Below are 24889 nucleotides of genomic sequence, written 5' to 3' on the forward strand. Positions count from 1 at the left end.
CGGAATTGGTAGACGCGCTAGCTTCAGGTGTTAGTGTCCCACGGATGTGAGGGTTCGAGTCCCTCTCTTCGCACCATTCATTATACAAAAGGCCCATCACGAAAGTGATGGGCCTTTTGTTTTTAGCCCTTGTTATGACTATGCTTTTGACGACTCACCGCCCATCGTCATGCCAAGGAACGCATATGATACTGGATACCGACATTCACAACTTCTACGAGCATCTGGTGCTCAAGGAGATTGAGAGACAGGGGCTCAACCAGAAGCTGAGCGCCAACCAGATGGCCGATCTCTGCTGCCTGACCCTGAACCAGCTGCCCTCCCACTACATTCGTCACGACGTCGACATGATCTACTTCCTGACCGATGCCAAGCGTACCGAGATGGAGAAAAACGTCATCGAGTCGCTCAAGCTGGCGCAAGAGAAGGTACAAAGCGCCCCGGCCACCTCGTCATAACCAGGGCTGTTGCCAGATCAGGGCCGCGACTCCCGTCATACCGGCCACCGGCAGCAGGATCAGCGCAGGCCTCAGCCTGGGTTCCAGCATGACCCAGGCGGCCAGCAAGAAGCCCAGGCTCCACATACCGTACGCCTTGTCCTGACCCCAGATCAGGATCGCCAGCAGCCCAATCAGCAGCATGGCTCTCACTATCCATCTCATGACACACTCCCCTCCAACAGCTGATAACAATTATCATTTGTATTTTAGAAGTATGCAATCGGACTTTTCTATCGGAGTCGAATGTCCCATCGGGGCAAACAGAGCACTCAAAAACGGGTTATGAGATCAACTAATTTGTAAGTTTTTCAATCAAAACTGCATTTTTGCTAAATCAGTTGGGATTTGCCCCCCCAAGTTTGTGGTAGATTGCGGCCTCTTTTTGGGTGGGCCCCTCGGGATACGTGTATCCACAGGACGAGAGGGACTGACCTTGGCGAGCAAGAGTTTAGGAAGTATCTATGCAAAACCAACAAAACCACATCCGATTGCCGGGCATGTCGCAGGTGTTTGCCTGCCTGGCCATTTTCCTGGCCTTGGCCTTCTCCTTCACCAGTGTGCTCGACCTGCCAATCCAGTTGGCACTGTTCATCGCCTGGTTCGTCATCATGGGGCTCGGCATCAAGCTCGGCCATGATTACAAATCCCTGGAACAAGCCGCCGTCGATGGCGTCGCCAAGGGGATGGGGGCCATCCTGATCCTGGTCTCCGTCGGGGCTCTGGTGGGCACCTGGATTGCCGGCGGCATCGTCCCCAGCATCATCTACTTCGGCCTCAAGGTGATTCACCCGTCCATCTTCCTGCTGGCCACCCTGATTATCTGTTCGCTGACCTCGCTGGCCACCGGCACCTCCTGGGGCTCGGCTGCCACTGCCGGCATCGCCATGATGGGGATCGGCCACAGCCTCGGCGTGCCCGCCCCGCTGGTAGCGGGTGCCGTGCTCTCCGGCGTCTACTTCGGTGACAAGCTCTCCCCGCTCTCAGACTCCGTGGTACTGGCCTCGACCATGTCCAACGTCGACGTGATGGAACACATCAAGGGGATGCTGCCCATCAGCCTGTTCTCCTATGTCATCACCGCCGCCCTGTTCACCGTGGTCGGCATGCAGTACTCCGGCAACGTCAGCCTGGAGCAGGTCAACCTGGTGATGGAGGCGCTCGACAAGCAGTTCAACATCACCCCGCTGGCCATAGTCCCGGTGGTGCTGGTGCTGGGCCTGTTGGCCAACCGCAAACCCGCCTTCCCGGTGATCAGCTTCGGCGCCCTGCTGGGCCTGATCTGGGCCATCCTGTTCCAGGACATGGATCCGGTCAAGGCGATGCACTCCGCCTACAGCCCGTTTGCCATCACCTCCGGCGTCGACTTCATCGACAACATCCTGGGCCGTGGTGGCATGGAGTCCATGCTGGGCTCGGTGGCCGTCATCATCTTCGGCTTGGGCTTCGGCGGCCTGCTGGAGAAGGTCGGCATCCTGGAAGTGATCGCCAGCGCCTTCGAGAAGCGCATCAACGGTGCCGGCAGCCTGACTACCCACACCATAGGCACCGCCTTCCTGGCCAACGTGTTCGGCTCGGCCATGTATGTGTCGCTGATCCTGACCCCCAAGATCATGGCCAAGAACTACGACCGGCTGGGACTGGCACGCAAGAACCTCTCCCGCAACGCCGAGTTCGGCGGCACCCTCACCTGCGGCATGGTGCCCTGGAGCGACAACGGCATCTTCATGGCCGGGGTACTGGGGGTGGCGACCCTCGACTACCTGCCCTACATGTGGCTCAGCTTCACCTGCATCATTGTGACCATCACCCTCGCCTATCTCGGCAAGGCGGTGAACCGGATCCCGGTGATCGAGGCGGCCAGCTCCCGCTAACCGCCGGAAAAACCATGACAAAGGCGCCAGCACGGCGCCTTTTGTCTGGCCGCGATTCAAGGTTAAGCTGGCAGTCACCTTGATCGCATGCGGCAGGACGCCCAGATGAATTTCACCTTTCGCCAGATCCGCTATTTCGTGGCGGTGGCCGACAGCTTCTCGGTCAGCCGCGCCGCCGCCGAGCTGCACATCTCCCAGTCGGCGGTCACCAGCGCCATCCGCGAGCTGGAGACCGAGCTCGGCGCCGCCCTGTTCGAGCGCAATCTGCGCGGCGTCAGCCTCACCACCCAGGGCCACCAGTTTCTGCTGCACGCCCGGCGCATCCTCGGCGCCATGACCGAAGCCGGCCAGTCCCTCAAGGCGGTGGCCCAGCAGGATCAGGGGCGGCTCACCATAGGCGTGACCACGCTGGTGGCCGGCTACTACCTGTCGGAGGCGCTCGGCCGCTTTCGCCGTGCCTTCCCGGCGGTGCAGATCGAGGTGAAGGAGGATGAGCAGCCCTATCTCGAGCACCAGATCGTCAACGGCGAGGTGGATGTGGGGATCCTGATGACCAACCGCACCATCCGCCAGGAGGCGTTCGATACCGAGCTGCTGACCCGCTCACCGCTGCGGGTCTGGCTCGCCACCAACCACCCGCTCTGCGCCGAGTCGACCCTCTCTCTCAAGGCGCTCGGCGAGGAGCCCATGATCTCGCTGACCGCCGACCAGCTGGACCAGATCATCGGTGGCGGCCTGCGCCGCTACGGCATAGCGCCGCGTATCGTGCTGCGGACCGCCTCGGTGGAAGCGGTGCGCAGCCTGGTGGCGAGCCAGCTCGGGCTCGCCCTGCTGCCAGACTTTGCCTACCGCCCCTGGTCGCTGGAGCAGGAGCGGGTCGAGGCCCGCGCCATCAAGGAGCCCATTCCCGCCATCGACATCGGCCTAGTGTGGCGGCGCGGCTCGCGGCTGGAGTGGACCGCCCGCGAGTTTATCGACATAGTGCGGGATCAGAGCCGGCTGCGAGCCCGTCAGCAGGTTTCTCGCTAACCGTTTCCGGAGACCTGACGACCGTATTGCCATAGAAATTCAGATTCATCTGCACTCGATATCGATTTAGCAGATACCTCTGGCGTTAAAAATTGAAATTCTCATTGCTCACGGCTTCTCCTACGCTCATGACTGGTTAACAGGATGTTAATTGTCAGCGTGGCATCACAACCGTGCCCGCCCCAGCAAGGAGAGCAAGATGAAACTGACCCCCCTCACCCTGGCCCTGATCCCCGCCCTGCTGGCAGGCCAGACTCAGGCTGCCCCCACCACCCTCGGCAAGGGTGAAGGCCAGCTCAACATCGTGGCCTGGGCCGGCTACGTGGAGCGCGGCGAGACCGACAAGAACTACGACTGGGTCACCGGCTTCGAAAAAGAGACCGGCTGCAAAGTCAACGTCAAGACAGCGGCCACCTCGGACGAGATGGTGGCACTGATGAACGAGGGGGGCTTCGATCTGGTGACCGCCTCCGGCGACGCCAGCCTGCGCCTCATCGCCGGCGGCAAGGTGCAGGCGCTCAACCTGGCGCTCATCCCTAGCTACGGCAAGATAGACCCCCGCCTGCAGAATGCCCCCTGGCACACGGTGGACGGCAAGCACTACGGCGTGCCCTACCAGTGGGGCGGCAACATCTTGATGTACAACACCAAGGTGTTCCCCAAGGCGCCCGACTCCTGGAGCGTGGTGTTCGAGGAGCAGACCCTGCCAGACGGCAAGTCCAACAAGGGCCGGGTGCAGGCGTTTGACGGCCCCATCCACATCGCCGATGCCGCCCTCTATCTGATGAGCCACCAGCCGGCGCTCGGCATCAAGGATCCTTACGAGCTGAACGAGGATCAGTACAAGGCCGCCCTCGACCTCTTGCGCCAACAGCGCCAGCTGGTGGGACGCTACTGGCACGACGCCTTCGTCCAGATCGACGACTTCAAAAACGAGGGGGTGGTGGCCTCCGGCTCCTGGCCGTTCCAGGCCAATACCCTGATCGCCGACAAGCAGCCCATCGCCACGACGGTGCCCAAGGAGGGCGTCACCGGCTGGGCCGACACCAGCATGGTGCATAGCGAGGCGAAGAACCTCACCTGTGCCTATCAGTGGCTGGAGCACTCCCTCAACAACAAGCTGCAGGGGGATCTCGCCTCCTGGTTCGGCTCCGTACCAGTGGTGCCGGCCGCCTGCGAGGGCAATGCCCTGCTCGGGAAAGAGGGGTGCAAGACCAACGGCATCGACAACTTCGATCGAGTGCGCTTCTGGCGTACCCCCGTCACCCAGTGCAAGAGCCAGGGAACCTGCGTTCCTTACTACCGCTGGGTCTCGGACTATATCGCCATCCTGGGTGGTCGCTGAGGTGCCTCAGTAAATGCCGATATGGGGCCGGACAGGAGTCCGGCCCGCTTCCCACACAGACAAGGACGCCCCATGAATGCCGTACAATTTGACCGGGTCAGCCGCCACTATGGCGAGGTGAAGGCGGTCGACGACATCTCCTTCCAGATCCCGGCCGGCGAGTTTTTCACCCTGTTGGGGCCGAGCGGTTCCGGCAAGACCACCTGCCTGCGGATGATCGCGGGCTTCGAATACCCGAGCGAGGGGGAGATCCGGCTGTTCGGCGAGCCCTGCTCCACCGTGCCCCCCTACGATCGCAACCTCAATACAGTGTTTCAGGACTACGCCCTGTTTCCCAACATGGATGTGCGCGACAACATCGGCTACGGCCTGATGCTCAAAGGCGTCCCCAAGGCGGAGCGTTACCGCAAGGTGGACGAGATGCTGGAGCTGGTGCGCCTGCCCGGCGTCGGCAACCGCAAGCCGGGCCAGCTCTCCGGCGGCCAGCGCCAGCGCATCGCCATCGCCCGGGCACTGATCAACCAGCCGCGCATCCTGCTGCTGGACGAACCGCTCGGGGCGCTCGACCTCAAGCTGCGCGAGCAGATGCAGCTCGAACTGAAAGCCTTGCAGCGCCAGCTCGGTATCACCTTCATCTTCGTCACCCACGATCAGCAGGAGGCGCTCTCCATGAGCGACCGCATCTGCATCTTCAATCAGGGCAAGATCGAGCAGATCGCCGCGCCGGATACCATCTACGACGCCCCCGCCACCCCCTTCGTCGCCCGCTTCGTCGGCACCGTCAACCTGTTTGAGGGGGAGCAGGCCCGCCGGCTGTGCGGTGATGCTCGCCAGATGATGGTGCGCCCGGAGCGGATCCGGCTCGCCGAGGCCGGCACGCCGGGCTGGTCAGGGGAGGTGCGCGAGGTGGAGTACCTCGGCCCCTTCGTGCGCTACCGGGTCGATCTCGGCGAGCAGCTCGAGCTCATCGTCAACCACCCCAACGAGGGCCAGGCCCGCCTGCCCCGTGGCGCCCGGGTCAGCCTCAGCTGGCCGGAGCAGGCGATCCATCGCCTGCACACCGCCCCTCTGGGAGCTCAGCCATGAGCGCCCCCCACAGTGCGAGCCTTGCCATGAGCCAACCCACTGCCCCCCTCTCCTATCGGCCGCTGCGGCGCCTCTCCACCCTGCTCTACGGGCGGCCAGGTCTGTTGCTGGCCATCCTGCTCGGGCCGCCCCTGCTCTGGCTTGGCATCATCTATGTCGGCTCCCTGCTGATGCTGCTCTCCAACGCCTTCTTCGGGCTGGACGAGTTCAGTGGCCAGATCCGCCACGAGCTGGGGCTGCAGAACTTCGTCGCCCTGCTGCGGGCGGAGAACCTGGACGTGATCCTGCGCACCGTCGGCATGTCGCTGCTGGTGACCCTGGCCTGTGCCCTGCTCGGCTTTCCGGTGGCCTACTACATGGCGCGCTACACCAGCGGCAAGACCCGGGCCCTGTTCTACGTCGGCATCATGCTGCCGCTCTGGTCCAGCTATCTGGTGCGGGTCTACGCCTGGAAGCTGATCCTGGCCAAGGAGGGGGTCATCAGCTGGCTGGCAGACACCTTAGGGCTGGATTGGCTGCTGGACGCCATCCTCTCGCTGCCGGTGATCGGGGGGCCGTCGCTGTCGTTCTCGCGCATCGGCACCTTCATCGTGTTCGTCTACGTCTGGCTGCCCTTCATGATCCTGCCCATCCAGGCAGCGGTGGAGCGGATCCCGCGCTCCTTGCTTGAGGCGAGCGGCGATCTCGGTGCCACTCCGGCCCAGACCTTTCGCACCCTGATCCTGCCGCTGGCCCTGCCCGGCGTGGTGGCAGGCTCCATCTTCACCTTCTCCCTGACGCTGGGGGACTACATCATCCCCGGCATCATAGGCAACTCCACCATGTACATAGGTCAGGTGGTCTACATGCAGCAGGGCACGGCGGGCAACCTGCCCTTCGCCGCCGCCTTCTCGCTGGTGCCGATCCTTATCATCGCCATCTACCTCACCATCGCAAAACGCTTGGGGGCCTTCGATGCGCTCTAATACCTCCATGAAACGGGACCATGGCAGCCAGCCTTCCGGCCTGCTCAAGTACGCGGCCATCGGCGGGCTGCTGTTTCTGCACTTCCCGATCCTGTTCATCTTCCTCTATGCCTTCACCAGCGAGAGCAAGAGCTATCAGTTTCCACCGCCCGGGCTCACCCTCAAGTGGTTCGAGGTGACCCTCAACCGCCCCGACGTGTGGCGCGCCATCCAGCTGTCGCTGGAGGTAGCGGGGCTGGCGACGCTGGCCGCCATGGTGCTCGGCACTCTGGCGGCGGGGGCCATCGCCCGCAGCCGCTTCTTCGGCCAGGAGGTGGTGTCGCTGCTGCTGGTGCTGCCCATCGCCCTGCCCGGTATCGTCACCGGCATCGCGCTGCGCTCTGCCTACGGGGTGATGGAGATCCCCTTCAGCTTCTGGACCATCGTCATCGGTCACGCCACCTTCTGTGTGGTGGTGGTCTACAACAATGCCCTGGCGCGCTTTCGCCGTACCAACCAGAGCCTCATCGAGGCGTCGATGGATCTCGGGGCCGACGGCTTCCAGACCCTGCGCTACGTGATCCTGCCCAACCTCGCCACCGCGCTGCTGGCGGGGGGCATGCTGGCGTTCGCCCTCAGCTTTGACGAGGTGATCGTCACCACCTTCACCGCCGGCCAGCAGACCACGCTGCCGATCTGGATGTATCAGGAGCTGATCCGGCCACGGGACAGGCCGGTCACCAACGTGGTGGCGCTCATCATAGTGGCCTTCACCACCATTCCCATTCTGCTTGCCTACTACCTCACCCGCGACGGCCAGGACGTCGCTGGCAGTGGCAAATAACGACTCAACGCGTGCGCAAGGATGCAACCATGAAACTCTCTACCCAACTCTTGATCGACGGTCAGTTCGTCACCGGTGACGGCCAGGCCGAGCCCATCCTCAACCCGGCCACCGGGGAACTTCTCGCCTCGGTGCCAGAAGCCTCGTTCGAGCAGGTGAACCGGGCGGTGAACGGCGCCCAGCGCGCCTTCGCCCAGTGGAGCCGCACCACACCAGCCCAACGCAGTACCCTGCTGCTGCGCCTGGCCGATGCCATCGAACGCCACGCCGAGGAGTTTGCGGCGCTCGAATCCCTCAACTGCGGCAAGCCCTATCTGGCGGTGCTGAACGATGAGCTGCCAGCGGTGGTGGACTGCTTCCGCTTCTTCGCCGGCGCTGCTCGCTGCCTGCAGGGACCGCTGGCGGGGGAGTACATCGAGGGGCACACCAGCATGATCCGCCGTGACCCCATCGGGGTGGTGGGCAGCATTGCCCCCTGGAACTATCCGCTGATGATGGCGGCCTGGAAGATGGCCCCGGTGCTCGCCGCCGGCAATACGGTGGTACTCAAGCCCTCCGAGCAGACCCCGCTCACCGCACTGCGCCTGGCGGAGCTGGCCAGCGAGCTCTTCCCGCGCGGCGTCATCAACATCGTCTGTGGCCGGGGCGAGAGCGTAGGGGCGCCGCTGGTGGAGCACCCGCTGGTGCGCATGGTGTCGCTCACCGGTGACATCGCCACCGGCCAGAAGATCCTGCAGAGCGCCGCCCGCACCATGAAGCGCACCCACCTGGAGCTGGGGGGCAAGGCACCGGTCATCATCTTCGACGATGCGGATCTGGAGGCCGTGGTGGCGGGCATTCGCACCTTCGGCTTCTACAACGCCGGCCAGGATTGCACCGCAGCCTGCCGCATCTATGCCCAGGGCAAGATCTACGACAAGTTTGTCGCCGCCATGACCGAGGCAGTGGCCTCCATCAAGGTGGGCGGTCCGCGCGAGGAGGGGGTGGAGATGGGGCCGCTCATCTCGGACCGACAGCGCAACCGGGTGGCCAGCTTCGTGGAGCGGGCCCAGAGCAGCGGCCACGTGGAGGTGACGGCGGGAGGCAAGATCCGCCCGGGCAACGGCTTCTTCTTCGAGCCGACCCTGATCGCCCATGCCCGCCAGGAGGATGAAATCGTGCGCCGCGAGGTGTTCGGCCCCGTGGTGTCGGTGACCCGCTTCAACGACGCCGAGCAGGTGGTGCAGTGGGCCAACGACTCGGACTACGGCCTCGCCAGCTCGGTCTGGACCAAGGATCTGAGCCTTGCCAGCAAGGTGGCCAGCCACCTGCAGTACGGCTGCACCTGGATCAACACTCACTTCATGCTCACCTCCGAGATGCCCCACGGCGGCATGAAGATGTCGGGCTATGGCAAGGATCTATCCCTCTACGCGCTGGAGGACTACACGGTGCCGCGCCACATCATGCTCAAGCTGTGAGACCCGGCCCACCGAACACGAAAAGCAGAAGGCCCCGCATGGCGGGGCCTTCTCTCTGAGCACTCTGCATCTTCACGCCACGCTGGCGGTCATGGCCGGGGACGGTACCGGTCGAGCCGGTGCGGTCTGCGGCCATCGCGCCAGGGCGTCGTCGGCTTAGCGCTGCTTGCCGCTGCCAATACCGAACGGAATGCGGTAGTCGCTGCTCTGATCACCCAGGCTCACGGTCAGGTTGCCCTGGGTGCGGCTCGGGATCTGCACTTGCTGGGTGCCCATCAGGTTGGCATGGACGGAGGCAACCACGTCGCCAGACTCGTCACGCACTTCCAGCATGGGGTTGGCCTTGCCTTCGACGACGGCGGTCGCGTGCCAGTTCACAAACAGCACGCCCGGGGCGGCGTTGAAGTCAGCCGGAACGGAAGCCTGGGCGAAGCCTGCGGTCATCAGGCCTGCGACGGCCAGCATCTTGATTACGTTTTTCATGTTCATTCACTCTCTTGGTTTTTATGTCATTGCCTGGGCCGACGGGCCCGAATCAATGCATCCTTGCAAGAGGTTATTCAAATAGTGTGTTGTTCTTTCACCGACATCCGGCACCCAGTTTGAGAGTGCCACAGCCTTGAACGACCAGTTATTTGGCCGCTTGGCGTTCCTGCCTAAGCGTTGAGTGAATATTAAACATCCAGGCCCGCCATTGTTAGCGAGATAAACTGGCCTAGATGTTCAAAAAATCTGAAGTGGCTGTACATCCCGGGTTCAGCGAACGGCAGACCCCCACCGGCAAGGTAATGAGCGTAATCCGGCTACCATACGGGTCCGGCAGATCACGCCGGCTCGGTGCGCCGGCGCCCGCCTTGCCAGGTGGTGCCCATGGAGGCGACGATGATCGCCGCTATCCCCAACCACTGGGCCGGGGGCAACTGTTCCCCCAGCAACAGCAACCCCATCAGGGCCCCCATGGCAGGTTCACCGCTGGTCAGAATGCCGTAGCTCTTGAGCGGCAGCCGGCGCAGGGCAAACATCTCGAGGGAGTAAGGGATCGCGCTGGAGAGCAGCCCTACCCCCACGATGGTCAGCACCACGGGCAGGGTGAAGGTGGCCTCGCTCGCACCACCGAGGCCGAAGGGCAGCACCAGCAAGGCCCCCACCCACATGCCCAGAGCCGGTGCCTGCGCCCCCAGCAGGGCACCGGCCCGCTTGCCGGTCAGCATATAGAGCCCCCAGAACACCCCGGCCCCGAGCGCCAACGCCGCCCCCAGGGGATCGAGGGTCTGTTCGGCCGCCCGCAGCGGCAGCAACAACAGCAGGCCGACGATGGCCAGCGCCAGCCAGAGGAAGTCTGCCCGATGGCGCGAGCCGAGCAGCGCCACCGTCAAGGGGCCGATGAACTCGATGGCCAGCGCCACGCCGAGGGGGATCCGCTCGATCGCCAGATAGAACAGCAGATTCATTGCTCCCAGCGACAGCCCATAGGGGATGGCCCCCAGCAGGGTGCGTCGATCGAAGGGCATTCGCCAGATGCGAAACACCAGCGAGAGGAGCAGGGCGGCGCATCCCAGCCGGAACAAGGTGGTACCGGCGGCCCCGATCAAGGGAAACAGAGACTTGGCCAGCGAGGCGCCGAGGGTAATCGACAGCATGGCGAGGATAACCGCCAGCAGGGAGGAGAAAGCAGTGGTGTTCGGCGGCATCTTGTTCAAACCTGAGCAGACAATGAGAAGTAAAATATATCTGGCGACGGCCGTAATTTCGGTCTAAAACTGGCCCTATTCGATAATTTTTATCTCTCTTCCCATGACCGACAAATTCGATCTGCTCATCCTCGCCGAACTGCAGCAGGATGCCCGCCTGCCGATCCCCGAGCTCGCCCACCGGGTCGGCCTCTCGGCGCCAGCCTGTTACCGCCGCGTGCGGGCGCTGCGGGAGGCGGAACTCATCGAACGGGAGGTCGCGCTGGTGGCACCGGCCACCATGGGCTGGCCCATCACCATGCTGGTGCTCGTGACGCTGGAGCGGGATCACGGCCGCATCGTCGATGAGATGATTGCCAGCCTGCAAGGGGAGCCGGAGGTCATGGACCTCTGGTACGTCACGGGGGAGCAGGACTTCGTGCTGCAGGTCGCCGCACGGGACATGCAGAGCTACGACCTGTTTACCCGGCGGGTGCTGCATGCCAGGGAGCAGGTACGCAGCTTCAAGACCCTGGTGGTCATGAAACAGCACAAACGCTGCGGAGCCTTGCTGCCTGCCTGAGGTGAGAACGCACTGCCCGGTCGGGCCCGCACGCCCTTGGGAAAAAATCAGATGAAGGATGGCGCCTTGAGCGCGGCGCCAGATCTCAACCGGGGCGGGATTGCCTGCCCCGGCTGGGTCAGACCGCCGCCAGCTCCTCCGCAGTCATCGGCCGCAACACCTTGCAGGGGTTGCCGGCCGCCACCACGCCCGCTGGCACATCCTTGGTCACCACCGAACCCGCGCCAATGACGCTGTTGTCCCCTATGGTGACGCCGGGGCAGATGACGACGCTGCCACCGATCCAGACGTTGTGGCCGATCCGTACCGGCTTGCCGAACTCCACCCCCTTGATGCGCGGCGCCACCGCCACCGGATGAGCGGCGGTGTAGATCTGCACTCCGGGCGCCAGCAGCACGTTGTCGCCGATGTGTACCTCGCACACGTCGAGGATGGTGCAGCCCACGTTGGCGTAGAAGTTCTCCCCCACGAAGATGTTGGCACCATAGTCGCAAAAGAACGGCGGGTTGATGGCGCACGCTTTGCCACGGCCGCCCAGCAGCTCATGGAGCAAAGCATCCCGCGCCGGTTTCTCCTGCCAGCTGGTGTTGAAGGTGTGGTAGAGCTTGCGGCAGCGCTCGCGCGCCGCTTTCAGTTCAGGGTCGCCTGCATCATAAGGCTCCCCCGCTACCATCTTCTGCCACTCGGCGCCGCGCACCGCCGCCTTTGTCATCACCTCGTTCATCGCCTACTCCACCAGCCAGATCAGGGATTCATAAGGGCGCAGCATACAGGACTGCGGCCGGGCCGGGCTATCCGGGTAGTTGCCAAGCAGCAGGCGCCCCTTGCCGGTGGCCAGCTCGTCCGGCAGGGCGAAGGTGGCCGGCTCGCCGTAGAAGTTGCTCACCACTAGCAATGTCTGGCCGTTGGCGCGGCGGGCATAGGCCCAGATCTGCGGATGCCCTGCCAGCAGCTCCTGATAATCCCCCTGGGTGAAAATGGGATGAGTCTTGCGCAGGCGGATCAGATCCCGGTAGTGCCAGAACACCGAGTGCTGGTCGGCCAGCGCCGCCTCGGCGTTGATCACCGGGTAGTTGGCGGCGGGCTTGAGCCAGGGCGTTCCGCTGGTGAAACCGGCGTTGGGGGCGGAGCTCCACTGCATCGGGGTACGCGAGTTGTCGCGGGACTTGGCGCCGAGAATGGCCAGGATCTCGGCTTCGCTCATCCCCTCGGCCTGCTTGATGGCGAAGATGTTGCGGCTCTCCACATCCTGATAGTCGTCGATACGCTGATAGCCGGGGTTGGTCATGCCGATCTCCTCCCCCTGATAGATGTAGGGGGTGCCCTGCAAACCGTGCAACGTGCTGGCCAGCATCTTGGCGGCCACCACCCTATGCTCGCCCTCGTCACCGAAGCGGGAGACGATGCGCGGCTGATCGTGGTTGCACCAGAACAGCGCCGACCACCCCTTGCCGTGCATGCCGCTCTGCCAGTGGTTGAAGATGCGCTTGAGCTCGAGGAAATCGAACGGCGCCTTGGTCCACTTGTCGCCATTGGGGTAATCCACCTTGAGGTGGTGGAAGTTGAACACCATGGAGAGCTCGGAGCCATCCAGCGCGCCGTAGCGCTGGCAGTGCTCCAGCGAAGTAGAGGACATCTCCCCCACCGTCATGGCACCGACCGGGGCGAAGACGTCGCGGCTCACGTCCTGCAAGAATTCGTGGATGCGCGGCCCGTCGGTGTAGAAGCGGCGGCCATCACCCACCTCGTCGTTCGGGAACGCCTGATCCTTGGAGATGAGGTTGATGACGTCAAGCCGGAACCCGTCCACCCCCTTCTTGGCCCAGAAGTGGATGATGTTTTTCACCTCGGCGCGCACTGCCGGGTTTTCCCAGTTGAGATCCGCCTGCTCGCGGGCAAACAGGTGCAGGTAGTACTGACCGGTGGCGGGATCCAGCTCCCAGGCGCTGCCGCCAAACTTGGATTGCCAGTTGTTGGGCACGCCGCCGTCCACCGGATCGCGCCAGATGTAGTAGTCGCGGTAGGGGCTGTTCTTGTCCCCCAGCGCCGACTTGAACCAGGCGTGCTCGGTGGAGGTGTGGTTCACCACGATATCCATCACGATGCGGATGTCGCGCGCGTGGGCGGCAGCCAGCAGCGCCTCGAAGTCGGCCATGGTGCCGTAGGCGGGGTCGATGGCAAGGTAGTCAGCGATGTCGTAGCCGTTGTCCACCTGCGGGGAGACGTAAACCGGGGTCAGCCAGAGGGCATCGACACCGAGAGTCTTGAGATAGTCGAGGCGGGCCATGATCCCCTTGAGATCGCCGGTGCCACGGGCAGCGGAATCCTGAAAGCTCTTGGGGTAAATCTGGTAAATCACGGCGCTCTGCCACCAGGGTGTTTGGCTCATGGGTCTTGCTCTTGTCTCGAATGAAAAAGGGAGAGGGCGACCCCTGCGGGTCGCCCTGATGCGTGGGATCAGGCGCTTGCCTGGGTCAGCTTGCCGGCCGCCTGCTGGCGCTTGTAGACCAGCAGGGTCAGCACCACAGGCACTACGATGGCCACCAGCATGGCGAGGGAATAAATGGCCCAGTATTGCGGCTGGATGGAGAGGATGCCCGGCAGGCCCCCTACCCCGATGCCGTTGGCCATCACCCCGGCAAAGCCGCAGATGAGGGCCGCAAGGCTGGAGCCCACCATGGCGCACAGCATGGGGAACTTGTACTTGAGGTTGATGCCGTACATGGCCGGCTCGGTCACCCCCAGGTAGGCGGAGATGGCGGCAGGCACCGAGATCTCCCGCTCGTTCTCCTTGCGGCTGATCAGAATGATACCGACGACCGCAGACGCCTGGGCGATGTTGGAGAGGGCGATCAGCGGCCAGATCGGGGTGCCACCCATGCTCTGCATCAGCTGCAGATCCACCGCGTTGGTGGTGTGGTGGATACCGGTGATGACCAGCGGCGCATAGAGGAAGCCGAACAGAGCGGCACCGATGGGAGCAAACGAACCTGTCATGGCCGCCTTGGCGGCAAAGCCGACACCGTCACCCAACCAGCGGCCGAACGGGCCGATAAAGGCGTGGGCCACGATCACCGCCAGCAGCAGGGAGATGAAGGGCACGATCACCAGATAGAGATAGGCCGGAATGATGCGCTTGAGGTTGGTCTCCACCCAGGCCAAGAATACCCCCGCCAGCAGGGCCGGGATGACCTGTGCCTGATAACCCACCTTCTGGATCACGAACAGACCGAAGTCCCACACCTCGGGGGTCTGCTGACCGATGCCGTAGGCGTTCATCAGTTGCGGGGAGACCAGGGTGATACCGAGCACGATGCCCAGGATCTCGGAGCCGCCCATCTTCTTGACCGCAGACCAGCAGACGCCCACCGGCAGGAAGTGGAAGATCGCCTCACCCAGCAGCCAGAGGAAGGCATGCACCTGCGCCCAGAACTGGCTGATCTCGGTGAGGGAATGGGTGCCATCGTCGAACATCTTGATGTCGCCGATGACGTTGCGAAAGCCCAGGATCAGACCACCGGTGATGATGGCGGGCAGCAGCGGCACGAAGATCTCCGCCAGATGGGAGATGCCCCGCTCCAGCGGATTCATGTTCTGGCGCGCCGCCTGCTTGGCGGCCTCCTTGCTGCCGCCGCTGACGCCGATCTCTTCGGTCAGCGCCTTGTACCACTGCTCCACCTCGTTGCCGATGACCACCTGGAACTGGCCGCCCTGGGTGAAGCTCCCCTTCACCGCCGGGATGGTTTCGATGGCCTTGCTGTCGGCCTTGGCAGGATCGTTCAGGACGAAGCGCAGCCGGGTCAGGCAGTGGCTGACGGTGGCGATGTTCTCCTTGCCACCGATCTTGTCGATGAGCGTGGCCAGGTGTTGTGCGTTGATCTTGGACATGAGTCTTCCCTCTGTGACTCCATTGATATTGGTCTGCGTCGCCCTTTTGGGCCAGTCAGTGGGCCCGAGCGTTTTTGGTATCGTTCCCATTTAGCATGCCGACAATCTGGCCAGATCGGAATGGGAACGTTCCCATTTCGTGGCCGAGCTCACAAAAAGCACAGTTTTTGTGCAGGACTAGGTGATGGCAATCACAGAGGGTGGCTGGGGGCTATGGTCGCCAGCGGGGGCAGATCCTGCTCGATCTGACCGAGCAGCTGACGGGCCGCCTGCTCACCCGCCCCCTTGTAGCCGAGATCCAGGCTGAGGGCGTTGGGGAAGAGAAAGCTGAGCATGGGGTTGTTGCCAAGGCCGGTCACCAGCACCTCGCTGCGCCCCTGCTCCTGCAGGTATTTCGCCGCGCCAATGGCGAGGGTGTCGCTGGCGCAGACCAGGGCGCCGGTAGTCGGGGTGAGCAGCTCCCCCGCCAGCCGGTAGCCGCTCTGCAGGCTGAGATCGCCGAGGGCGCTGCGCGCCACCAGCCCCTGCTCGGCACAGTAGCCGAGGTAGGCGTCGAGCCGGCGCTGGCCGGTGGTGAGGTCGCTGGTATCCACCCCCAGATAGGCGATGTCGCGAATGCCGCGGGCGGCGAGCTGGTCCAGCATGGTGTGCACCGCACCGGCATCGTCAAAACAGACCGAGGAGAAGCCGGGATGATCGCGGGCGACCAGCACCAGCTTATCCCTGAGCGGCGCCATGGCGGCATAGTCCAGGTCGTTGAAGGCGAACAAAATAATGCCATCCACCCCGCGCCGCTCCAGCACCGCCAGATGCTCCTGCACCTTGGCGGGGGAGAACTTGCTCTCCATCAGCACGGCGTCGTAACCGCGCAGGTAGAGGGTCTCCAGCATGCCGCGCACCGCCTGGTTTTCCGAGCTGGAGTCGAGCCGCGAGACGATGATCCCCACCACCTGCTGGCTCTGGCTGCGCATGGCCCGCGCCGACTTGCTCGGCACGAAGCCGTGTTCGGCGATGATCTGCTCCACCCGGTCGCGGGTCGCCTGCTTCACCTTGGGATCCTGATTGAGCACCCGGGAGACGGTCGACTTGCCGACACCACTGAGTCGGGCGATATCGAGGATGGTCAGTTTTTTGTCCATGAAGTGGCTCACAGGGGCTCGGTGGTGGAATTGCCCACATTGTTGTGATTAACCCCTGTGAATACAAGCCCATGGCGTTAGAATGCCCCTTTGGCCCCGGCGAACGCCGTGCCATTCGCCATCGCACAGGACGCGCATCATGGGTCTATTCGCCAGTCTGCTTCAATCTCTCTCCGTCACGGGCCTCGTCTATCGCACAGGACATCCATCATGACTCTGTTGGCCAGTCTGCACTTCTCCCTCTCCATCACGGGCCCCATCTGCGTGGTGCTGTTGCTCGGCATCTGGCTCAAGCAGCTGGGTCTGTTGCCCGACAGCTTCGTCGAGTCCGCCTCCCGCCTGGTATTCCAGGTCACCCTGCCCGCCCTGTTGTTCCTCAGCATGGTGCGCACCGACTTTTCCACCATGCCGAGCCCCTGGCTCATCCTCTACGGCCTGCTCGGCACCCTCACCGGCTTTCTGGTGCTGGAGCTGTTGGCGGCCCGCTTCATCCCCGAGCGGCGCCAGCGCGGCATCTTCGTGCAGGGCAGCTTTCGCGGCAACATGGGGATCATGGGGCTGGCCTATGTACAGAACGCCTACGGCGCCGAGGGGATCGGCGCCGCCGCCCTGCTGGTGGGCTCGGTCACCGTGCTCTACAACGTGCTCGCGGTGATCACCCTGACCCGCAGCCTGGGGGGCAGCAAGGGGATCAAGCCGATCCTCAAGGGGATCGCCAAAAATCCGCTGATCATCGCCATTCTGTCCGCCCTGCCCTTCGGCTTGCTCGGCATCGAGCTGCCCCAGCTGGTGATCACCACCGGTAACTACTTTGCCAACATGACCCTGCCGCTGGCCCTGCTCTGCACCGGTGCCAGCCTCAACCTCAAGGCCCTGCGCGGGGGCGCCCTGCTGACCGGCTGGGCCACCGTCAACCGGCTGTTCTGCATCCCGGTGCTGCTGGTAATGGGGGCCTGGGTGCTGGGCTTCAGCCCACAGGCGCTCGGCATCCTGTTTCTCATCAGCTCCACCCCCACCGCAGCCGCCAGCTATGTGATGACCCGCGCCATGGGGGGCGACAGCGTGCTGGCAGCCAACATCATCGCCACCACCACGCTGGGTTCTCTGGTCAGCACCAGCCTGGGTGCCGCCCTGATGAACTACCTGGGGCTGATGGGATGATGAAGTTAAGGGCTGGTTGTCCATACCGTCATCGCTACCCTTGACCTTGCCGCGGGCGGCAGCTTTAGGCTGACAACACATCAACAGAGGAGATATCCCATGACCATCGAACTCACCGTCTCCGGCATGTCCTGCGGTGGCTGCGCCGCCAGCCTGCAAAAAGCCCTGCTGGCCCAGCCTGCCGTCAGCACCGCCAGCGTCGACTTTGCCAGCAGCAAGGCCGTCATCGAGAGCGAACTGAGCAAGGCCGAGCTGATCGCCCTGATCGAAGCCAAAGGCTTCTCGGCGAGTTAAATTATCTCTATATAGGTATAAAACAGGTTAAAATTCTGTACCCAGCTGTTTTTTGGTGAGAGTCATCACAAACCCCGGCAACAGAAAGCGCAAACTTGCTGCAATTTTTCTCACCTCAGAAGGATTTGCTGCATGACTCTCCCGATCCGCAAGACCCTGCTCGCCGCCGTCCTCGGCCTGACCCTCTCCCCGATGGCCATGGCCCTGCCCAACGTCCATATCCTGGCCACCGGCGGTACCATTGCCGGGGCGGGACAGTCCGCCACCCAGTCCAACTACGAGGCCGGCAAGGTGGCTATCGAGACGCTAATCGCCGCCGTGCCCGAGATGAAGAACGTGGCCGACGTGCAGGGTGAGCAGGTGGTCAAAATAGGCTCCCAGGACATGAACGACGAGGTGTGGCTCAAGCTGGCCAAGCGGGTCAACGAGCTGCTGGCCAAGGATGACGTGGACGGCATCGTCATCACCCACGGCACCGACACCATGGAAGAGACCGCCTACTTCCTCAACCTGACAGTCAAGAGCGACAAGCCGGTGGTGCTGGTCGGCGCCATGCGCCCCTCCACCGCCATGAGCGCCGACGGCCCGATGAACCTCTACAACGCAGTGGTAACCGCCTCTGACCCCGCCTCCAAGGGGCGTGGCGTCATGGTGGCGATGAACGACACCGTGCTCGATGCCCGCGACGTCACCAAGACCAACACCACCGGGGTGCAGACCTTCGCCTCCCCCAACTTCGGCCCGCTCGGCTACATCCACAACGGCAAGATCGACTATCAGCGCAGCCCGGCCCGTCTGCACACCAGCAAGACCCCGTTTGACGTGAGCAAGCTCGACAAGCTGCCGCAGGTCGGCATCGTCTACAGCTACGCCAACGCCACCGATCTGCCGGCCAAGGCGATGGTGGATGCCAAGTTCGACGGCATCGTCAGCGCCGGTGTGGGCAACGGCAACCTATACCACACCCTGTTCGACACCCTGGCCAAGGCGAGCAAGGACGGTATCCGGGTGGTGCGCTCCGCCCGCGTGCCGACCGGTTCCACCACCCTGGATGCCGAGATCGATGATGCCAAGTACGGCTTCGTCGCCGCCGAGACCCTCAACCCGCAGAAGGCGCGGATCCTGTTGATGCTCTCGCTCACCCAGAGCAAGGATCCGGCCCAGATCCAGCGCTGGTTCCAGCAGTTCTGACCTCCTTGCCGGCATCGGCCGGCATGGGGTGATGACAACAACAAGGGCGGGACAAGGTCCCGCCCTTTTGCATGTGGTTTGGCTGGTGCCTCAGCTCGCCATCAGCCAGCCGCAGAAGCCAAGATAGATCAGCCCCACCCAGGCGAGCCTGCCCGCCGTCATCCGCTCCCGACTGAACCCCCACCACAACAGCACGACCGCCAGCAGCGTCACCAGCGAGGAGACCATCATGGTGCTGTCCAGCAGCCAGGGGGTGAACAACAGGCAGAACGCCTTGGGAATGGTGCCCTGGATCATCATGGCCCCCGAGATATTGGCCAGCGCCAGCCGGTGCTTGCCCTGCCGCACCCAGATCAACACGTTCATCAGCTCGGGCATCTCGGTCGCCACCGGGCTCAGCAACAGGGCCGCCAGCACCGGCGAGAGCCCGAACAGCTCGCCCATGCTCTCCAGCTGGTGAACGAACAGCTGGGCCGCCAGCGCCACCACCACCAGCGCAACCAGGGTTTGCAGCAGCACCTTGCCGAGCGCCGGGATCTCGGCGCCCGGATCCAGCTTGAGGGGCTCTGGCAACTCGACCTCGTGGCTATCGGTCTGTTTCAGCTCGCGCCGCACATAGACCAGATACACCAGCACGAACAGCGGGGCCAACCAGGTTTTACCGGTGAAGGCCACCATGCCGAGGGCCACCGCCACCAGGAAGATGCCGACGAACCAGGCCTGATCGCGGCCTATCTCGCGCTGCACCTCGCCATTGATGGCCCTGTGCTCGCGGCTCATGCACAGCAGCAGGGTCACGCCGACGGCGGCATAACCAATGGTGGAGAGTACCAGCGGACCGCCGAGGGCGGCGCCTATCCCGATCTGCTGCTGAGCGGGGGCATCCCCCATCAGCAATGCGGTCAGGGTAACGATGCATTCGGGCAGGGCCGTACCGAGGGCCGCCAGCAGGGAGCCGGTGGCGCTCTGGGAGAACTTGAAGTGGTGGCCGGTCCATTCGATGCCGTTGACGAAATATTCGCAGGCCAGATAGATGGTGACGGCAGAGAGCAGAAATAACAGCAGGGTGATCAGCATGATGAGTAACCGCCAGGCGAGCAGAACAACCAATGGACCCGATACGGCTCGCCCGGCTGGCTTGCATATCGAGGCCAAAGGTCTTGCAGAGCGATGGATACCATCGCCGCCCATGCCATGGATCTGAGGATCCAAGAATGTTGACATGAGCCCTGCCCGGATCACGGGCGGGTTGCTACTCCCCTATGACAGTGCGGGCTTTTTACCAAGTTGAGCGCCGCCTCACAAGGCAAGCTAATGATCATTCGCTCAACAAGTTGTAAGGGAATGTAACCGTGCTCTCCACCGGCTTTGCCATCCGGATCCACTCTCCCTGCCGATAAACGCTTCGCCTTGGCACACCGTTTGCTATGAGATGACTACTGTCCACACTGATTTGGGAAGGGTGAACGATGAAACGGTGGATCCAACATTTCTATCAACTGAACCGCCTCAACTGGCTGATGGTCTGGCTGCTGCTTTGCTGCAGCATCATCCTGCTGTTTCCGGCCGGTTTGATGAAGGGAGCCGTCAGCCAGTGGGCCGCCACACACGCCGCCTGGCTCGGTGTCGGCATGCTGATCGCCATCTCCTACTTCTGCAGTCAGGGCTTCCTGATCGCCTGGGAGTGGGCCTGCGACGAGTGGCAGTCCCGCCGCCAGCAGGATCAACTGGCCCAGATGATCTCCTTTCTCGACTTCAACGAGAAGGCGGTGCTGCGCGAGTTCGTGCTGCAGCGCAAAAGCGTCATAAACTTGCCGATCACCGAGCCTGCCGTCAAAAACCTGATGGATGCCGGTGTACTGACCTATGCCTATGGCAAACCGGTGCGCGAGAAAGAGGACGAGAACCAGATCCGCGCCCTGATGATCGCCCTGCCGGCCCGGCCGCTGCTCACCTACAAGGTGCTGGGGCTGTCGCGCGGCAAGATGAGCGACGAGCAGGTGGAGCAGATCATGAATGCCAGACCCAAGTTCGCGCAGAAAAGCTTCCAGCGCTGATCTTCGTTCTCGCCAATAAAAAGAGCCGGCCCTGTGGCCGGCTCTGTCGTTTCTGCCCCGTTACTGGGTTCTCGCCTTGAGATAGCCGGCGTAGTCCGGGATCTGCACGCTGAACGCCTGGCGCATGTGGGGGCTGTCCATGATGAAATCGGCGGTCGCCTCGTTGGTGGCGACCGGGATGTTCCAGACTGCCGCAAGGCGCAGCAAGGCCTTCACGTCCGGATCGTGGGGCACCGCGTTGAGAGGATCCCAGAAGAAGATCAGCACGTCGATCTTGCCCTCGGCGATCAGGGCGCCGAGCTGCTGGTCGCCCCCCATGGGGCCGGAGAAGAGACAGGTGATGGGCAGTTGTGCCTGCTTGCCGAGCATGGTGCCGGTGGTGCCGGTGGCGTAGAGGTGGTGGAGCTTGAGCTCCTCCTTGCGCCGCATCACCCAGTTCAGCAGGGGGGTCTTCATGTTGTCGTGAGCCACCAGCGCCACTCGCTTGTGGGCCGCCATCTCACGGGCGATCTGTTCCATGGACATCATCCGTAGCAGTGTTGTTTGAATAGAGCCGTATCCTAATCGAAAGCGGCGCCCGTTGCCTTGCCGGGCGCCGTAACTGTGATCACTTCGACTGTTCAATCCACTGCTTGTTCTTCTGCTCCAGCACCGAGATGGGCAGCATGCCGTATTCCAGCACATGGTGGTGGAACGCCTTGAGGTCAAAGCCTGCGCCCAGCGCCTGCTCGGCCGACTCCCGCATCCGGATCAGCGCCAGCTGGCCTGCCTTGTAGGAGGTCGCCTGGCCGGTGTAGGCCATGTAGCGCGGCACCTCGGAGCTGATGTCCCCCGCCCCCAGCGCCGAGTTCTCCTTCATGTAGTTGACGGCCTGGTCGTGGCTCCAGCCATACCAGTGAATGCCGGTATCCACCACCAGCCGCATGGCCCTCAGCATCTCTTCGTTGAGGCGGCCGAAGTACTGCAGCTGGTTGTTGAAAGCGGACGAGCCCTCGACCTTCACGTCCCCCACCGCCGGATCATAGAGACCACGCCCCTGATAGAGCCCCATGTCGTGATCCGCCAGGTATTCGGTGTAGAGCGCCCAGCCCTCCGCATAGGCGGTGTAGGAGGCGTTCGCCACGTACTGCGGGAAGTCGGGATCCTTGGCGGCCAACTCCTGGGCGATGGTGATCTGGAAGTGGTGGCCCGGCGCCGCCTCGTGGGCCAGCAGGGTGCTGATGTTCCAGCTCTGCAGACCATAGGGGTAGTAGGTGTTGAGGAAGAACTGCCCCTTGCGGCCCGTCTGCGGGTTGCCGTCCTGATACCAGGCCACCCCGCCGTATGGCGCATCCGCATAGGAGACGGGCACCACCTCGTAATCCAGCTTGGGAATGGTACGCTCGGCATCGAAGAAGTCCGGCAGCACCAGCGCAGCCTTGCTCTTGAAGGCGTTGTACTCCTGCAGTGCCCGCTCGTGTTCGGCCAGCGCCTGTTGCTGCGGCCCGCTCAGGGTCGCCCCGGCTGCATTGTCCGGGTTGAGGCCGGCCGACCAGACCGCCAGCGGGTTCTGATAGAAGAAGGCCGGCTCGTTCAGATAGCGGAAGAAGGCGTAGATCTGGCCGCTCTGCTTGCTCTGGGTCACGTCGTCGCTGTCACACTTGCCGACGGTATGGCACACCTTGACCATAGCGCCAAAGATCCGCTCCACCTCGCTCAGCCCCAGCGCATGCACCTGCTCCGGCGTCATGTCGGTAGTGGTGTGCTTCTTCAGCAGCCAGCGATACCAGTCACGCCCGTTGGTCATGCCGCAGAAACCGTCGTCGCACTCGCCGCTGCCAAGGCGCACCGCATAGGCGCCGCCGTGCTGGTAATCCAGGTAGTCGCGCAGCGCCAGATAGCGGCCGTTGATGCTGTCCAGCACCCCCTTGTACTCGCTGCGCAGCGCCTCCTCCGCCTCTCCCGGCAGTTGCTGCCAGCCGAGATAGGCGCCGGCGATCGCCTCCCCATCCAGCTTGCTGTTGAGCTGGGCCAGCAGCCGGTCCACCAGCTCGTCCGGCAGGGTGTTGCCCTGGGCGCTGCCCAGTTCGAACTGGTGCTTCACCTCGGCCAGGTAGCCGTCATAGGCCTTGAGCCAGGTGAGGTGCTCCTGATACCAGGCCAGTGGCGCGGTAGCGGCCCTCGCCTTGCTCACCGGAACCGGGGCTGCGGCCGGGCGATCGATATCGCGCCGCCAGGCGGCATCCCCCGGCGCAACCCGCTCGGCCGAGCTCTGCTCGAAGTAGTCGAAGCCGCGCTCGACGGTGCGGGCGGCCCTGCCACTGGCGGGCGCAGCCCCCACCTCATCGGCCAGATCCACCACCCGGTTGCGGAAGTGATGGATCGGGATCTGGGACTGGGGCAGATCGTAACCCGCCAGGTTGATCTGCAGATCCCAGCGGATCATGTCGTAGAACAACCGGTCCCGTTCGCTCAGCACGCTCGAGTCCAGGGCATCCAGCCGTTTGAGCAGGGAACTGTCGAGGGCCTTGCGCTTGGCGATGCTGGCGGCATCGATGGCAAAACCGTAGGGGTCCAGCGCCTGGCCTTCGCGCAGGGCCTCGTCCATGGTTTGCATCAGAGAGGCCTTGGTGGCGGCGGGATCCGCCGGGGCGTTGGAGCTGTTGTCATTGCAGGCAGCGAGCGAGAGTGCGATGGCGCAAGCCAGCGCCAGCTTGTTGGGCAAGAAGTGCATGGTGTAGTCCTTTAACCGTTGTTATTGTTTGTCCCCAATAAGGGGTTCCAATAGTGCATCTCTCCCGCGTACTTTTTTGCGACCTGATTAACAAAAATAAGCTTACTTTTCATGATGATAAGCCTCATGAAAAGCTATGCAGCCAGACATTAAAAAACCCGCCTCAGCGGGTTTTTTAATCGTTTTTTCATGCCATAACTATTCAGGAGCCGCCGTGATGCAGCTGGGACTGCTGATAGTTCTCCAGTCCGATGCGATCGATGAGATCGAGCTGGGTCTCCAGCCAGTCCACGTGCTCCTCCTCGTCTTCTAGGATCTCCTGGAACAGGTCGCGGCTGATGTAATCCTGCACCGACTCGGCGTAGGCGATGGCGACTTTCAGGTCCGGGATGGCGTCCATCTCCAGCGACAGGTCGCAACGCAGCATCTCCTCCACCGTCTCGCCGATGCGCAGCTTGCCCAGATCCTGCAAGTTGGGCAGCCCTTCCAGAAACAGCACCCGCTTGACCAGCTCGTCGGCGTGTTTCATCTCATCGATGGACTCGTGGTACTCCTTGTGACCGAGCGCCTTGAGGCCCCAGTCATCGTAGATGCGGGCATGCAGAAAATATTGGTTGATGGCTATCAGCTCATTGGCCAGCACCTTGTTGAGGTGGGCAATGATCTTGGGATCTCCTTTCATCGACAGTGCTCCTTGGTTCGTGCCTGAGGCTGAGATCCTTAGAGCTTAGTCCAGAAAAGTGACAACAAGAGGTCCGGCGAGCCAGCTCGCCTACGGGAAGGGATTGAAAAGACGGGCCGGTTTAACCGGCGACAGGCCCTGCTCAGGCCACCTAGTAGTAGAGCGGCGCCTGTTCCAGCTCGGCCTTGTCGAGTTCGGCGGCGATGATCTCCATGGTCATGCGCACGCATTTGCCACACTGAGCGCCCACTTCGAGCGACTGCTTGAGCTGGCGAAACTCGGTCTTGCCTGCCTGTACCGCCTTGCGGATCTGGGAATCTGTGATGCCGCGGCACAAACAGACGTACATAGTGTTTACCTCATGCTGGATTGCCATGAAATCTAAATGAGAATGGTTCGTAGTGCAAATAACGATTGGTAATAAGATCCCCC

General features: G+C 63.0%; 25 protein-coding genes and 1 riboswitch. Of the genes, 13 read left to right on the top strand and 12 right to left on the bottom strand.

Features of this window, described 5'->3' with window-relative positions; translation table 11 throughout:
* The first annotated feature begins 185 nt into the window (after positions 1-185).
* Positions 186-458 (top strand): late competence development ComFB family protein, encoded by a 273-nt coding sequence (locus tag OKC29_RS15015; RefSeq protein WP_016352123.1) that lies wholly within the window; start codon positions 186-188, stop codon positions 456-458.
* On the opposite strand, the gene OKC29_RS15020 is transcribed toward OKC29_RS15015, so the two are convergent.
* Complete coding sequence (locus OKC29_RS15020) at positions 453-662, bottom strand: hypothetical protein (RefSeq protein WP_011707516.1); 210 nt, start codon at positions 660-662, stop codon at positions 453-455. The two genes, OKC29_RS15015 and OKC29_RS15020, sit on opposite strands and share 6 nt — an antisense overlap.
* 299 nt (positions 663-961) lie before the next feature.
* On the opposite strand from OKC29_RS15020, the gene nhaC reads away from it, so the two are divergent.
* The 7 genes from nhaC to OKC29_RS15055 all read left to right on the top strand — a co-directional run bounded on the left by nhaC (position 962) and on the right by OKC29_RS15055 (position 9079).
* Positions 962-2371: a Na+/H+ antiporter NhaC gene (gene nhaC, locus OKC29_RS15025; protein WP_016352125.1), complete on the top strand. Its 1410-nt coding sequence runs from the start codon at positions 962-964 to the stop codon at positions 2369-2371.
* Positions 2372-2476: 105 nt separating this feature from the next.
* Positions 2477-3400, top strand: coding sequence for a LysR family transcriptional regulator (locus OKC29_RS15030; RefSeq protein WP_073351894.1), 924 nt, complete (start codon positions 2477-2479; stop codon positions 3398-3400).
* Between the two features lie 199 nt (positions 3401-3599).
* Positions 3600-4745 (top strand): ABC transporter substrate-binding protein, encoded by a 1146-nt coding sequence (locus OKC29_RS15035; protein WP_065475434.1) that lies wholly within the window; start codon positions 3600-3602, stop codon positions 4743-4745.
* A gap of 72 nt (positions 4746-4817) precedes the next feature.
* Positions 4818-5831 (top strand): ABC transporter ATP-binding protein, encoded by a 1014-nt coding sequence (locus OKC29_RS15040; RefSeq protein ID WP_073351895.1) that lies wholly within the window; start codon positions 4818-4820, stop codon positions 5829-5831.
* Positions 5828-6796 (top strand): ABC transporter permease, encoded by a 969-nt coding sequence (locus tag OKC29_RS15045; RefSeq protein WP_024944801.1) that lies wholly within the window; start codon positions 5828-5830, stop codon positions 6794-6796. The genes OKC29_RS15040 and OKC29_RS15045 overlap by 4 nt, the downstream gene beginning before the upstream one ends.
* A gap of 7 nt (positions 6797-6803) precedes the next feature.
* Entirely contained in the window at positions 6804-7619 is an 816-nt protein-coding gene (locus OKC29_RS15050) for an ABC transporter permease (RefSeq protein ID WP_019840685.1), read from the top strand.
* A 29-nt stretch (positions 7620-7648) separates the two neighbouring features.
* Positions 7649-9079 (top strand): gamma-aminobutyraldehyde dehydrogenase, encoded by a 1431-nt coding sequence (locus OKC29_RS15055; protein ID WP_073351897.1) that lies wholly within the window; start codon positions 7649-7651, stop codon positions 9077-9079.
* Between the two features lie 156 nt (positions 9080-9235).
* On the opposite strand, the gene OKC29_RS15060 is transcribed toward OKC29_RS15055, so the two are convergent.
* The gene (locus OKC29_RS15060; protein WP_073351899.1) at positions 9236-9568 is read right to left on the bottom strand and encodes a hypothetical protein; all 333 of its coding nucleotides are present in this window, start codon (positions 9566-9568) and stop codon (positions 9236-9238) included.
* A gap of 335 nt (positions 9569-9903) precedes the next feature.
* On the bottom strand, positions 9904-10770 hold the full coding sequence (locus tag OKC29_RS15065) for an EamA family transporter (protein WP_050490575.1): 867 nt from the start codon (positions 10768-10770) through the stop codon (positions 9904-9906).
* A gap of 103 nt (positions 10771-10873) precedes the next feature.
* On the opposite strand from OKC29_RS15065, the gene OKC29_RS15070 reads away from it, so the two are divergent.
* Positions 10874-11332, top strand: a complete 459-nt coding sequence (locus OKC29_RS15070) for an Lrp/AsnC family transcriptional regulator (protein WP_016352133.1) — start codon at positions 10874-10876, stop codon at positions 11330-11332.
* A gap of 118 nt (positions 11333-11450) precedes the next feature.
* Here the strand turns inward: OKC29_RS15070 and OKC29_RS15075 are convergent, their stop codons facing one another.
* The 4 genes from OKC29_RS15075 to treR form a co-directional block, all read right to left on the bottom strand.
* Positions 11451-12056 (bottom strand): sugar O-acetyltransferase, encoded by a 606-nt coding sequence (locus OKC29_RS15075; RefSeq protein WP_073351901.1) that lies wholly within the window; start codon positions 12054-12056, stop codon positions 11451-11453.
* Between the two features lie 3 nt (positions 12057-12059).
* A complete protein-coding gene (treC, locus tag OKC29_RS15080) occupies positions 12060-13721 on the bottom strand; it encodes an alpha,alpha-phosphotrehalase (protein ID WP_073351903.1) in 1662 nt (553 codons plus the stop codon).
* A gap of 68 nt (positions 13722-13789) precedes the next feature.
* Positions 13790-15220: a PTS trehalose transporter subunit IIBC gene (gene treB, locus OKC29_RS15085; protein WP_162275781.1), complete on the bottom strand. Its 1431-nt coding sequence runs from the start codon at positions 15218-15220 to the stop codon at positions 13790-13792.
* Between the two features lie 191 nt (positions 15221-15411).
* Positions 15412-16359: a trehalose operon repressor TreR gene (gene treR, locus OKC29_RS15090; protein WP_073351907.1), complete on the bottom strand. Its 948-nt coding sequence runs from the start codon at positions 16357-16359 to the stop codon at positions 15412-15414.
* 210 nt (positions 16360-16569) lie between these two features.
* On the opposite strand from treR, the gene OKC29_RS15095 reads away from it, so the two are divergent.
* The 3 genes from OKC29_RS15095 to ansB all read left to right on the top strand — a co-directional run bounded on the left by OKC29_RS15095 (position 16570) and on the right by ansB (position 19005).
* Complete coding sequence (locus OKC29_RS15095) at positions 16570-17520, top strand: AEC family transporter (RefSeq protein WP_073351909.1); 951 nt, start codon at positions 16570-16572, stop codon at positions 17518-17520.
* Positions 17521-17619: 99 nt separating this feature from the next.
* Positions 17620-17814, top strand: a complete 195-nt coding sequence (locus tag OKC29_RS15100; protein WP_011707532.1) for a heavy-metal-associated domain-containing protein — start codon at positions 17620-17622, stop codon at positions 17812-17814.
* A gap of 132 nt (positions 17815-17946) precedes the next feature.
* Positions 17947-19005 (top strand): L-asparaginase 2, encoded by a 1059-nt coding sequence (gene ansB / locus OKC29_RS15105; RefSeq protein ID WP_011707533.1) that lies wholly within the window; start codon positions 17947-17949, stop codon positions 19003-19005.
* Positions 19006-19095: 90 nt separating this feature from the next.
* On the opposite strand, the gene OKC29_RS15110 is transcribed toward ansB, so the two are convergent.
* Positions 19096-20082 carry a sodium:calcium antiporter gene (locus OKC29_RS15110; RefSeq protein ID WP_162275782.1) on the bottom strand — a complete coding sequence of 329 codons (987 nt, stop codon included), beginning with the start codon at positions 20080-20082 and terminating at the stop codon, positions 19096-19098.
* A gap of 88 nt (positions 20083-20170) precedes the next feature.
* Positions 20171-20278: riboswitch (yybP-ykoY riboswitch) on the bottom strand.
* A gap of 196 nt (positions 20279-20474) precedes the next feature.
* On the opposite strand from OKC29_RS15110, the gene OKC29_RS15115 reads away from it, so the two are divergent.
* Positions 20475-21062, top strand: coding sequence for a superinfection exclusion B family protein (locus OKC29_RS15115; RefSeq protein WP_010635988.1), 588 nt, complete (start codon positions 20475-20477; stop codon positions 21060-21062).
* Positions 21063-21122: 60 nt separating this feature from the next.
* Here OKC29_RS15115 and OKC29_RS15120 read toward each other — a convergent pair whose 3' ends face one another.
* The 4 genes from OKC29_RS15120 to OKC29_RS15135 all read right to left on the bottom strand — a co-directional run bounded on the left by OKC29_RS15120 (position 21123) and on the right by OKC29_RS15135 (position 24806).
* Positions 21123-21581 (bottom strand): methylglyoxal synthase, encoded by a 459-nt coding sequence (locus OKC29_RS15120; RefSeq protein WP_010635987.1) that lies wholly within the window; start codon positions 21579-21581, stop codon positions 21123-21125.
* A gap of 88 nt (positions 21582-21669) precedes the next feature.
* A complete protein-coding gene (locus tag OKC29_RS15125) occupies positions 21670-23775 on the bottom strand; it encodes a DUF885 domain-containing protein (RefSeq protein WP_073351911.1) in 2106 nt (701 codons plus the stop codon).
* 202 nt (positions 23776-23977) lie between these two features.
* On the bottom strand, positions 23978-24457 hold the full coding sequence (gene bfr, locus OKC29_RS15130; RefSeq protein ID WP_011707537.1) for a bacterioferritin: 480 nt from the start codon (positions 24455-24457) through the stop codon (positions 23978-23980).
* 151 nt (positions 24458-24608) lie between these two features.
* Positions 24609-24806, bottom strand: a complete 198-nt coding sequence (locus OKC29_RS15135; RefSeq protein ID WP_073351913.1) for a bacterioferritin-associated ferredoxin — start codon at positions 24804-24806, stop codon at positions 24609-24611.
* Positions 24807-24889: the final 83 nt, after the last annotated feature.

The sequence above is a fragment of the Aeromonas sp. QDB34 genome (genome assembly GCF_027705405.1).
Classification (GTDB): Bacteria; Pseudomonadota; Gammaproteobacteria; order Enterobacterales; family Aeromonadaceae; genus Aeromonas; species Aeromonas hydrophila.

What these genes read in the sequence shown, in the direction of transcription:
- OKC29_RS15095 (WP_073351909.1), top strand. Translation starts at nt 16,570, where the DNA reads ATGACTCTGTTGGCCAGTCTGCACTTCTCCCTCTCCATCACGGGCCCC.
- OKC29_RS15125 (WP_073351911.1), bottom strand. Translation starts at nt 23,775, where the DNA reads ATGCACTTCTTGCCCAACAAGCTGGCGCTGGCTTGCGCCATCGCACTC.
- OKC29_RS15075 (WP_073351901.1), bottom strand. Translation starts at nt 12,056, where the DNA reads ATGAACGAGGTGATGACAAAGGCGGCGGTGCGCGGCGCCGAGTGGCAG.
- OKC29_RS15065 (WP_050490575.1), bottom strand. Translation starts at nt 10,770, where the DNA reads ATGCCGCCGAACACCACTGCTTTCTCCTCCCTGCTGGCGGTTATCCTC.
- OKC29_RS15115 (WP_010635988.1), top strand. Translation starts at nt 20,475, where the DNA reads ATGAAACGGTGGATCCAACATTTCTATCAACTGAACCGCCTCAACTGG.
- OKC29_RS15050 (WP_019840685.1), top strand. Translation starts at nt 6,804, where the DNA reads ATGAAACGGGACCATGGCAGCCAGCCTTCCGGCCTGCTCAAGTACGCG.
- OKC29_RS15110 (WP_162275782.1), bottom strand. Translation starts at nt 20,082, where the DNA reads ATGCTGATCACCCTGCTGTTATTTCTGCTCTCTGCCGTCACCATCTAT.
- OKC29_RS15055 (WP_073351897.1), top strand. Translation starts at nt 7,649, where the DNA reads ATGAAACTCTCTACCCAACTCTTGATCGACGGTCAGTTCGTCACCGGT.
- OKC29_RS15070 (WP_016352133.1), top strand. Translation starts at nt 10,874, where the DNA reads ATGACCGACAAATTCGATCTGCTCATCCTCGCCGAACTGCAGCAGGAT.
- OKC29_RS15100 (WP_011707532.1), top strand. Translation starts at nt 17,620, where the DNA reads ATGACCATCGAACTCACCGTCTCCGGCATGTCCTGCGGTGGCTGCGCC.
- OKC29_RS15030 (WP_073351894.1), top strand. Translation starts at nt 2,477, where the DNA reads ATGAATTTCACCTTTCGCCAGATCCGCTATTTCGTGGCGGTGGCCGAC.
- OKC29_RS15035 (WP_065475434.1), top strand. Translation starts at nt 3,600, where the DNA reads ATGAAACTGACCCCCCTCACCCTGGCCCTGATCCCCGCCCTGCTGGCA.
- OKC29_RS15015 (WP_016352123.1), top strand. Translation starts at nt 186, where the DNA reads ATGATACTGGATACCGACATTCACAACTTCTACGAGCATCTGGTGCTC.
- treC (WP_073351903.1), bottom strand. Translation starts at nt 13,721, where the DNA reads ATGAGCCAAACACCCTGGTGGCAGAGCGCCGTGATTTACCAGATTTAC.
- bfr (WP_011707537.1), bottom strand. Translation starts at nt 24,457, where the DNA reads ATGAAAGGAGATCCCAAGATCATTGCCCACCTCAACAAGGTGCTGGCC.
- ansB (WP_011707533.1), top strand. Translation starts at nt 17,947, where the DNA reads ATGACTCTCCCGATCCGCAAGACCCTGCTCGCCGCCGTCCTCGGCCTG.
- OKC29_RS15040 (WP_073351895.1), top strand. Translation starts at nt 4,818, where the DNA reads ATGAATGCCGTACAATTTGACCGGGTCAGCCGCCACTATGGCGAGGTG.
- OKC29_RS15120 (WP_010635987.1), bottom strand. Translation starts at nt 21,581, where the DNA reads ATGGAACAGATCGCCCGTGAGATGGCGGCCCACAAGCGAGTGGCGCTG.
- OKC29_RS15045 (WP_024944801.1), top strand. Translation starts at nt 5,828, where the DNA reads ATGAGCGCCCCCCACAGTGCGAGCCTTGCCATGAGCCAACCCACTGCC.
- OKC29_RS15020 (WP_011707516.1), bottom strand. Translation starts at nt 662, where the DNA reads ATGAGATGGATAGTGAGAGCCATGCTGCTGATTGGGCTGCTGGCGATC.
- treB (WP_162275781.1), bottom strand. Translation starts at nt 15,220, where the DNA reads ATGTCCAAGATCAACGCACAACACCTGGCCACGCTCATCGACAAGATC.
- OKC29_RS15135 (WP_073351913.1), bottom strand. Translation starts at nt 24,806, where the DNA reads ATGTACGTCTGTTTGTGCCGCGGCATCACAGATTCCCAGATCCGCAAG.
- nhaC (WP_016352125.1), top strand. Translation starts at nt 962, where the DNA reads ATGCAAAACCAACAAAACCACATCCGATTGCCGGGCATGTCGCAGGTG.
- OKC29_RS15060 (WP_073351899.1), bottom strand. Translation starts at nt 9,568, where the DNA reads ATGAACATGAAAAACGTAATCAAGATGCTGGCCGTCGCAGGCCTGATG.
- treR (WP_073351907.1), bottom strand. Translation starts at nt 16,359, where the DNA reads ATGGACAAAAAACTGACCATCCTCGATATCGCCCGACTCAGTGGTGTC.